The organism is Aureimonas sp. D3, assembly GCF_001463805.1.
Lineage (GTDB): Bacteria > Pseudomonadota > Alphaproteobacteria > Rhizobiales > Rhizobiaceae > Aureimonas > Aureimonas ureilytica_A.
Window position 1 is genome coordinate 144,016 of record NZ_BBWM01000037.1, and the last position, 6,784, is coordinate 150,799.

Consider the following 6,784-nt stretch of genomic DNA (forward strand, 5'->3'; position numbering starts at 1 on the left):
GCGCTACGAAGCGCCCGCGCCCGAGCTTTGCACCAGTTCGACCCGGAAGCGCTCGATCGCGTCCTCGGCGAAGCTCGACAGGACGCGCCCGCGCTTCATCAGCGCATAGGGCACGATCACGCTCGGCTCGGCCAGCGGGCGCTGGACGAGGCCGGGCATATAGACCTCCGCCACGGAGAACTCGTCGATCAGCGCGACGCCGAGCCCATGGCGCACCAGCGACACCACCGTCTGGGCGAAGCGGCCGCGCATCGTGTAATGCGGCGTCAGCCCGGCGTCCACGAAGGGCCGCGCCAGCGCCGCGCCATAGGGATCGCCGGGATCGACGCCGATCACCGCTTCCCGCGCCAGCTCGTGAATGGAGATCGCCTCCCGAGCCGCCAAGGCGTGGCCCTCCGGCACGATCACCACGAGTCGCCCTTGCGCCAGCGGGCGCGAGACCAGCGCGGAATGGGTGCTGGGCGAACTCATGATGACGAACTCGCCGCGCTCCAGAAGCAGGTAATCGGCCGTCTCCTCGATCTTCAGCACGTTGAGATCGATGCTGAGATTGGGAAAGGTCTGGCGCAACGAGCGGATCACCCGCGCGGCGATGAACTGCGCGATGGACGGGGCCGAGGCGAAGCTCAGGACCGAATTGTCGCCGCGTTGCAGCAGGCTGACGGCCTCGTTGAGATTGCCGATCTCGCGATGCACCTGATCCACCACGGCGAAGATCATCTGCGCCTCGGAGGCGGGCAGGAAGACGCCGCCCTTCCTTTCGAACAGGCGGATGCCGACCGTGTCCTCGGTGTATTTCAGGAGGCGGCTGACGCCCGGCGCCGAAACGCCCATGAGCTTGGCCGCACCCTGGATCGTACCCGCGACCATCACGGCGCGGATCACCTCGATCTGGCGCAGCGTCAGGTCCTTGGCCACCGCTCTCTCCCGGCTCTTGCAGGAGGGCAGATTAACATGATGTTCCGTGGATTACGAAATCGGTATTTGACGTTCGGGGACGCTCTTGCGATGGCTTGGCATAGGGCTGTCCGGGAGAGACATGGGGACGGCTCGATGGGAGAACAGGCTTGAACGTCGAACTCGACTTCGGCGCCGTCCTGGCGCGTTGGCCGGAGCTCGCCTGGGGCACGCTCGGCACCCTCTGGCTGGCGCTCTGCGGCATGATCCTCGCCATGATCATCGGCGTCGCCGGCGTTGCCGTGCGCCGATCCAACTCGCGCATCGGCGCGGGTCTGGTGATCGCCTTCGTGGAACTGGTGCGCAACACGCCGTTCCTCGTTCAGATCTTCTTTATCTTCTTCGCGCTGCCCCTGGCGGGTGTGCGGCTCGACCCCACGACGACAGCGATCCTGGCGCTCGGCCTGAATGGCGGAGCCTATGCCATCGAGATCATTCGCGGCGGCGTCGAGAGCATTCCGAAGGGCCAGAGCGAGGCGGGCTTCGCGCTCGGCCTGTCGCGCGCCGACATCTTCCGGCTCATCATCCTGAAGCCGGCGCTGCGCGCGATCTTCCCCTCGCTCGCCAGCCAGTTCGTGCTGCTCACGCTGATGACCTCGATCGCGACCTCGATCTCGGCCTTCGAGCTGACCAGCGTCGCCCAGCGCATCGACGGCGACACGTTCCGCTCCTTCGAGGTCTATTTCACGATCACGGGCATCTATCTCGTCTTGTCCTGGCTCCTGATGACGGGTCTTGCCGCCATCGCGCGCCTGTCCTTCAACTATCCGACGAAGTGAGGCGCGGGATATGGGAACGAGCACGATCGGCCTTCCGGAAATCCTCTTTCTCCTGCGCGGCCTCGGCTGGACGCTGATCCTCACCGCGTTCGGCTTCGTCGGCGGCATCCTGTTCGGCCTCGTGGTGGCGCTGGCGCGCGTGTCGAAGCACCGCGCCCTGCGCTGGCCCGCCAAGGCCTGGATCGTGGTGTTTCAGGGCACGCCGCTGCTGATGCAGCTGTTCGTCGTGTTCTTCGGCCTGCCGCTCTTCGGCCTCAACGTGGACCCGTGGCTGGCGGTCGCGGTGGCCCTCACCGCCCACGCCTCGGCCTTCCTGGGCGAGATCTGGCGCGGGGCCATCGAGGCAGTGCCGCTCGGCCAGAGCGAGGCGGCCCATGCGCTCGGCCTCAAATATCGCAGCCGGATGCGCGACGTCATCCTGCCGCAGGCCTTTCGCCTGTCGCTGCCAGCGACCATCGGCTTCCTGGTGCAGCTTCTCAAGGGCACCTCGCTCGCCGCCATTGTCGGCTTCATCGAGCTTTCGCGCGCCGGGCAGATCGTCTCCAACCAGACCTTCCGGCCGCTTCTCGTCTTCGGGATCGTCGGCATCCTGTATTTCCTGATGTGCTGGCCCCTGTCGCTCTGGGGCAGCCGGATGGAGCGCCGGCTCGCGCAGGCCGCCCGTTAAGAGGCGGCGCGCGGTCGCCGAACTGCTTAAGAATAAAAGAGGAGGAACATCATGATGAAGACGCTCACCCGCACGCTCGGTCTCGGCCTAGCCGCTGTCGCGCTGATCGCCGCCGCCCTGCCCGCCGGTGCCATGACGCTGGATGAAGCCAAGGCCGCCGGCAAGGTGCGCATCGGCATCCAGGCCGACAATTGCCCCTGGGGCTGCCTGTCGACGACGGGCGAGGCGCAGGGCTTCGACGCGGCGGTGGGCCGCGCCTTCGCCAAGAGCCTCGGGCTGGAAGCCGAGTTCGTGCCGCTCGCGGTCGCCAACCGCATTCCCGCGCTCACCGCCAACCGCGTGGACATGCTGATCGCCTCCGTCGGCATCACGGCCGAGCGCGCCAAATCCGTGCAGTTCAGCCACCCCTATGCCGCCAACACGCTCTACGTGACGGCCGCCAAGAGCGCGAAGCTGCCCGATGCCGCCTCGCTCGCCGGCGTCAGCGTCGGCGTGCCGCGCTCCGCACCCATGGACACGATCCTCACCAAGGAAGCGCCGAAAGCCGATATCCGCCGCTTCGACGATGACGCCGCCAATATCCAGGCGCTTCTGTCGGGTCAGGTGCAGGCGGTCGGCTCCAACCAGTTCTATATCCAGCGCCTCGAGAAGGCCTCGCCCGGCACCTACGAGAACAAGTTCCCGATCGGCCAGCTCTATCAGGGCGTCGCGACGCGTCAGGGCGAGCGCGACTGGAACGCGGCGCTCAACGACTTCCTGAAGAGCTATATCGGCAGCGAGGGCTACAAGGCCTCCTATGCCGAATGGCTGCAGGTGCCGGTGACCGACCTGCCGGCGACGATCGACGGCGTCAGCTTCACCGTCAGCCAGTAAAGACATCCTCGTGCGCGCGCCCGAAACGGCGCACGCCGGGCACGGGAGGAACCGATGACCGCCACCAGCGACGACATTCTGATCCGCATGGACAACGTGGAGAAGTATTACGGCTCCTTCCACGCCCTCAAGAACGTGAACCTGACGGTCAAGCGCGGCGAGAAGATCGTCCTGTGCGGGCCGTCGGGCTCGGGCAAATCGACGCTCATCCGCTGCATCAACCATCTGGAGCCGATCAAGTCGGGCCGGATCGTGGTGGATGGCACGGAGCTCAGCGACGGGCAGAAGTCCATCGACATCGTGCGCCGCGAGGTCGGCATGGTGTTCCAGCAGTTCAACCTCTTCCCGCATATGACCGTTCTGGAAAACTGCATGCTCGCCCCGATGCGCGTGCGCGGCACCAAGCGCGAGGAGGCCGAGGCCACCGCGCGGCGCTTTCTGGAGCGCGTGCGGATCGGCAATCAGGCCGACAAATATCCCGCCCAACTTTCGGGCGGCCAGCAGCAGCGCGTGGCGATTGCCCGCGCGCTCTGCATGGAGCCGATCGCCATGCTCTTCGACGAACCGACCTCCGCGCTCGACCCCGAGATGGTCAAGGAAGTGCTGGACACGATGGTGGGTCTTGCCCGCGACGGCATGACCATGATCTGCGTGACGCACGAGATGGGCTTCGCCCGGCAGGTGGCCGACCGCGTGATCTTCATGGCCGATGGCGAGATCATCGAGGAGAACAGCCCGGAGGCTTTCTTCCAGGCCCCGCGCCACGAGCGCGCGCGCGCCTTCCTCGGCGAAATCCTGCACTAGGGTTCTCCAGCGAAAGCCGGATCGGCTTTCGCGCTCGCACTTTCACAGAAGCACAAACGAGAGCGCCTCCAACGAACCGATGTTCGGCGGAGGCGCTCTTGGCGTTTGGATGATCCCTGGTTCGTCTCGCCTTCGATCCGCCAAGGCCGCCCCCTCCACCGAAGGGAGCGGCGCCTCCTGCCGGGCTGGGCTCAGAGAAGCGGAATCGTCACCGGCGTCTGGCGGGCCTGCGTCGCCAAGCGAATGGGCGCGTTGGCCGCGCCGAGGCCTCGATAGGCGCGGCGCTGGACGATCTCGATGAAAAAGCCGCCATCCAGCGCCTTCAGGTAGATCTGGAAATAATCGCCGGCCTCGTCGCGGTCATAAAGGATGCCGGTGCGGCGCATGGCGTCCAGCATGTCGGGCGCGAGGTCGAACTTGGCGTCGAGATCGTCGTAATAATTCTGCGGAATGAGCAGGAAGGAGACGCCATGGGCGGCAAGCGCGGCGGCGGTCGCGAAGATGTCGTCGGTGCTCAGCGCCATATGCTGGACCCCCGGCCCGACGAATTGCGACACGAAGCGGGACGAGAGCGTGCGCGTCGATTGCGAGCCGTTGAGTACGATGCGAAGGCTGGCATCGGCGTTCTCGATGACCTGGCTCAGCACCAGACCGCCGGGATCGGGCACCTCCACCGCCGGCAGGGGCTTCAGGTCGAAGATCGAGCGGTAGAACAGCGTCCAGGACAGGATGTCCTCGAAGCGCACGGTCTGGGCGATGTGATCCACCGCCTTGAGGCCCGCGCCTGCATGCTGGTTCCAACCGGGCTTCAGGTCGAAATCGGTTTCCCACTGGCGATCCAGCGCTTCGGCCTCCGGCACCAGATAGAGAAGACTCCCCCCGACGCCCCGGATCGCGGGAAGCTCCAGCTCGCCCTGCCCGACCGGCTGGCGGAAGGGCGTGGCGAGCAGCCCTTCGGCGCGCGCAAAGGCCGCCGACGCGTCCCGCATCCGCAGGCCGAGCGCGGCGACGCTGGTGCCGTGCACCACATAGGCCGAATGCGCGAAGCCCTCGACCTCGGTGTTGATCACGACGCGCAAGTTCCCTTGCGCGTAAAGCTCCACGTCCTTGGAGCGATGCGTGCCGGCATGGGCGAAGCCGATGGATTGGAGAAGCTTCGACAGCGACTGCGCCGAGAACGTGTCGGCGGCGAATTCCACGAAGGAGACGCCCGCCGTTTGGGCGGGCGGGGGCAGCGGGCTCGGCTCGGACGGGCCTTTCACCGCGCGCCCTTCCGCCTTGAGCCGGTCCATCATGTAGATCAGGGAGCGCCGGCCATCCACGGCGGTCTGGCGGGCCGAGCCGGCGCGGAACTGGTCGTTGAAGATTTCCAGCGAGTAATAGCCGTCATAGCCCGTGGCCTCGACGGCGGCCATGAAGTCGGCCACCGGCAGATCGCCCTGCCCCGGCATGTTGCGATAGTGCCGGCTCCAGGACAGAAGATCGAGATCGAGCCTCGGCGCATCCGCCATCTGGACGATGAAGATTTTGTCCTTGGGGATGGAGCGGATCGAGGCGGGGTCGAGCCCGCGCGAGAGCGTGTGGAAACTGTCGAGGATGAGGCCGATATGCGGGTGGTCGGCGCGGCGCACGATCTCCCAGGCGTCGCGATGGTCGTTGACGAAGCGGCCCCAGGCCAGCGCCTCGTAGCCGACGCGCACGCCGGCGGCCTTGGCGATGTCGCCGAGTTCGCGCAGATCGTCCGCCGCCCGGTCGATGCCGCCTTGCGCCAGGGGCGAGACGGAGGAGCAGATGAGAATGAGGTCGGTGCCCAGCTCGTTCATCGTCTCGAACTTGCGCCGCGCGCGCTCGAAAGCCTTGGCGCGCTGGGGCTCGGGCAGGCCCTCGAAATCGCGGAAGGGCTGGAAGAGCGAGATGGTGAGGCCGGCGTCGCGCACCATGCGCCCGACCTCGCGCGGGCCGGAATCGAAGGCGAGAAAGTCGTTCTCGAAAATCTCGACCGCGCCGAAGCCCGCCTGCGCGATGGCGGCGAGCTTTTCCGACAGGTCGCCGGACAAGGAGACGGTGGCGATCGAGGTCTTCATGAGACGGCTCCAACAGGTCGGCGGATGGGCGATGGGCGAAACGGATAGGCGGCTCGTCGCGGATGGTGGGCGAAGAGAGGGGCGATCTCAAGCCGGCAAAGCAGCGGCCGCGATCACGGCTCCGTTCGCGGCTGAAAGCGCAGGCCGGCGAGCAGCATGGCGGCATGGCGCAAGGCCGCGCCGGTCGCTTGCGCCATATCCGGCAGCACCAGCCATTCCAGCGTCCAGGCCGCGCCGGAGCGTTCGTTCTCATGCACGAGGGACTGGGCGAGCGTGCCGAGATACCCGGCATTGAGACGCGCCAGCGACACGAGCACTTCGGCCGCGACCGGGTTCTGCTTGTGCGCCATGGCCGAGGACGCGCCGCCGCCCGGCAGCGACACCGCGCCGACCTCGTTCTGCGCCATCAGCGCCAAATCCTGTCCGATCTTGCCGAGTGTGCCGGTGAGAAGGGCGAAGCTCTGCGCGATGTCGAGGATGAGGGTGCGGTCGCTGTGCCAGGGCGCTGTGTCGCGAAGGCCGAGGCGGGCGGCCAGCGCCGCGCGCAGCGCCTCATACGGCGCGCCGAAGCTCGCGCCATGGCCGATCGGCCCCCCGAGCTGGATCGGCAGGGCTGCCCC

The 6,784-nt window shown here is 67.0% G+C and carries 7 protein-coding genes; 4 read left to right on the top strand and 3 right to left on the bottom strand.

Translation table 11 applies throughout. The features are described from left to right. Positions 1–3 precede the first annotated feature (3 nt). Entirely contained in the window at positions 4–918 is a 915-nt protein-coding gene (locus AUL36_RS11985) for a LysR family transcriptional regulator (protein WP_082655783.1), read from the bottom strand. A gap of 149 nt (positions 919–1,067) precedes the next feature. On the opposite strand from AUL36_RS11985, the gene AUL36_RS11990 reads away from it, so the two are divergent. The 4 genes from AUL36_RS11990 to AUL36_RS12005 are packed head-to-tail and all read left to right on the top strand — an operon-like array spanning position 1,068 to position 4,080. Next, complete coding sequence (locus AUL36_RS11990; protein ID WP_058601771.1) at positions 1,068–1,736, top strand: amino acid ABC transporter permease; 669 nt, start codon at positions 1,068–1,070, stop codon at positions 1,734–1,736. Between the two features lie 10 nt (positions 1,737–1,746). Next, on the top strand, positions 1,747–2,403 hold the full coding sequence (locus AUL36_RS11995; protein ID WP_062220938.1) for an amino acid ABC transporter permease: 657 nt from the start codon (positions 1,747–1,749) through the stop codon (positions 2,401–2,403). A 51-nt stretch (positions 2,404–2,454) separates the two neighbouring features. Further along, positions 2,455–3,276 carry a transporter substrate-binding domain-containing protein gene (locus AUL36_RS12000; RefSeq protein WP_082655784.1) on the top strand — a complete coding sequence of 274 codons (822 nt, stop codon included), beginning with the start codon at positions 2,455–2,457 and terminating at the stop codon, positions 3,274–3,276. A gap of 54 nt (positions 3,277–3,330) precedes the next feature. Next, positions 3,331–4,080, top strand: a complete 750-nt coding sequence (locus tag AUL36_RS12005) for an amino acid ABC transporter ATP-binding protein (protein ID WP_153005313.1) — start codon at positions 3,331–3,333, stop codon at positions 4,078–4,080. Positions 4,081–4,271: 191 nt separating this feature from the next. On the opposite strand, the gene AUL36_RS12010 is transcribed toward AUL36_RS12005, so the two are convergent. Both AUL36_RS12010 and AUL36_RS12015 read right to left on the bottom strand, forming a co-directional pair. Beyond that, the gene (locus AUL36_RS12010; protein WP_062220941.1) at positions 4,272–6,164 is read right to left on the bottom strand and encodes a bifunctional sugar phosphate isomerase/epimerase/4-hydroxyphenylpyruvate dioxygenase family protein; all 1,893 of its coding nucleotides are present in this window, start codon (positions 6,162–6,164) and stop codon (positions 4,272–4,274) included. 113 nt (positions 6,165–6,277) lie between these two features. After that, positions 6,278–6,784: lyase family protein (locus tag AUL36_RS12015; RefSeq protein ID WP_244497110.1), on the bottom strand; the 507-nt coding region annotated here is incomplete at its 5' end.

Coding starts and splice junctions, on each gene's coding strand:
- AUL36_RS12000 (WP_082655784.1), top strand. CDS start 2,455: ATGATGAAGACGCTCACCCGCACGCTCGGTCTCGGCCTAGCCGCTGTC.
- AUL36_RS11995 (WP_062220938.1), top strand. CDS start 1,747: ATGGGAACGAGCACGATCGGCCTTCCGGAAATCCTCTTTCTCCTGCGC.
- AUL36_RS12005 (WP_153005313.1), top strand. CDS start 3,331: ATGACCGCCACCAGCGACGACATTCTGATCCGCATGGACAACGTGGAG.
- AUL36_RS12010 (WP_062220941.1), bottom strand. CDS start 6,164: ATGAAGACCTCGATCGCCACCGTCTCCTTGTCCGGCGACCTGTCGGAA.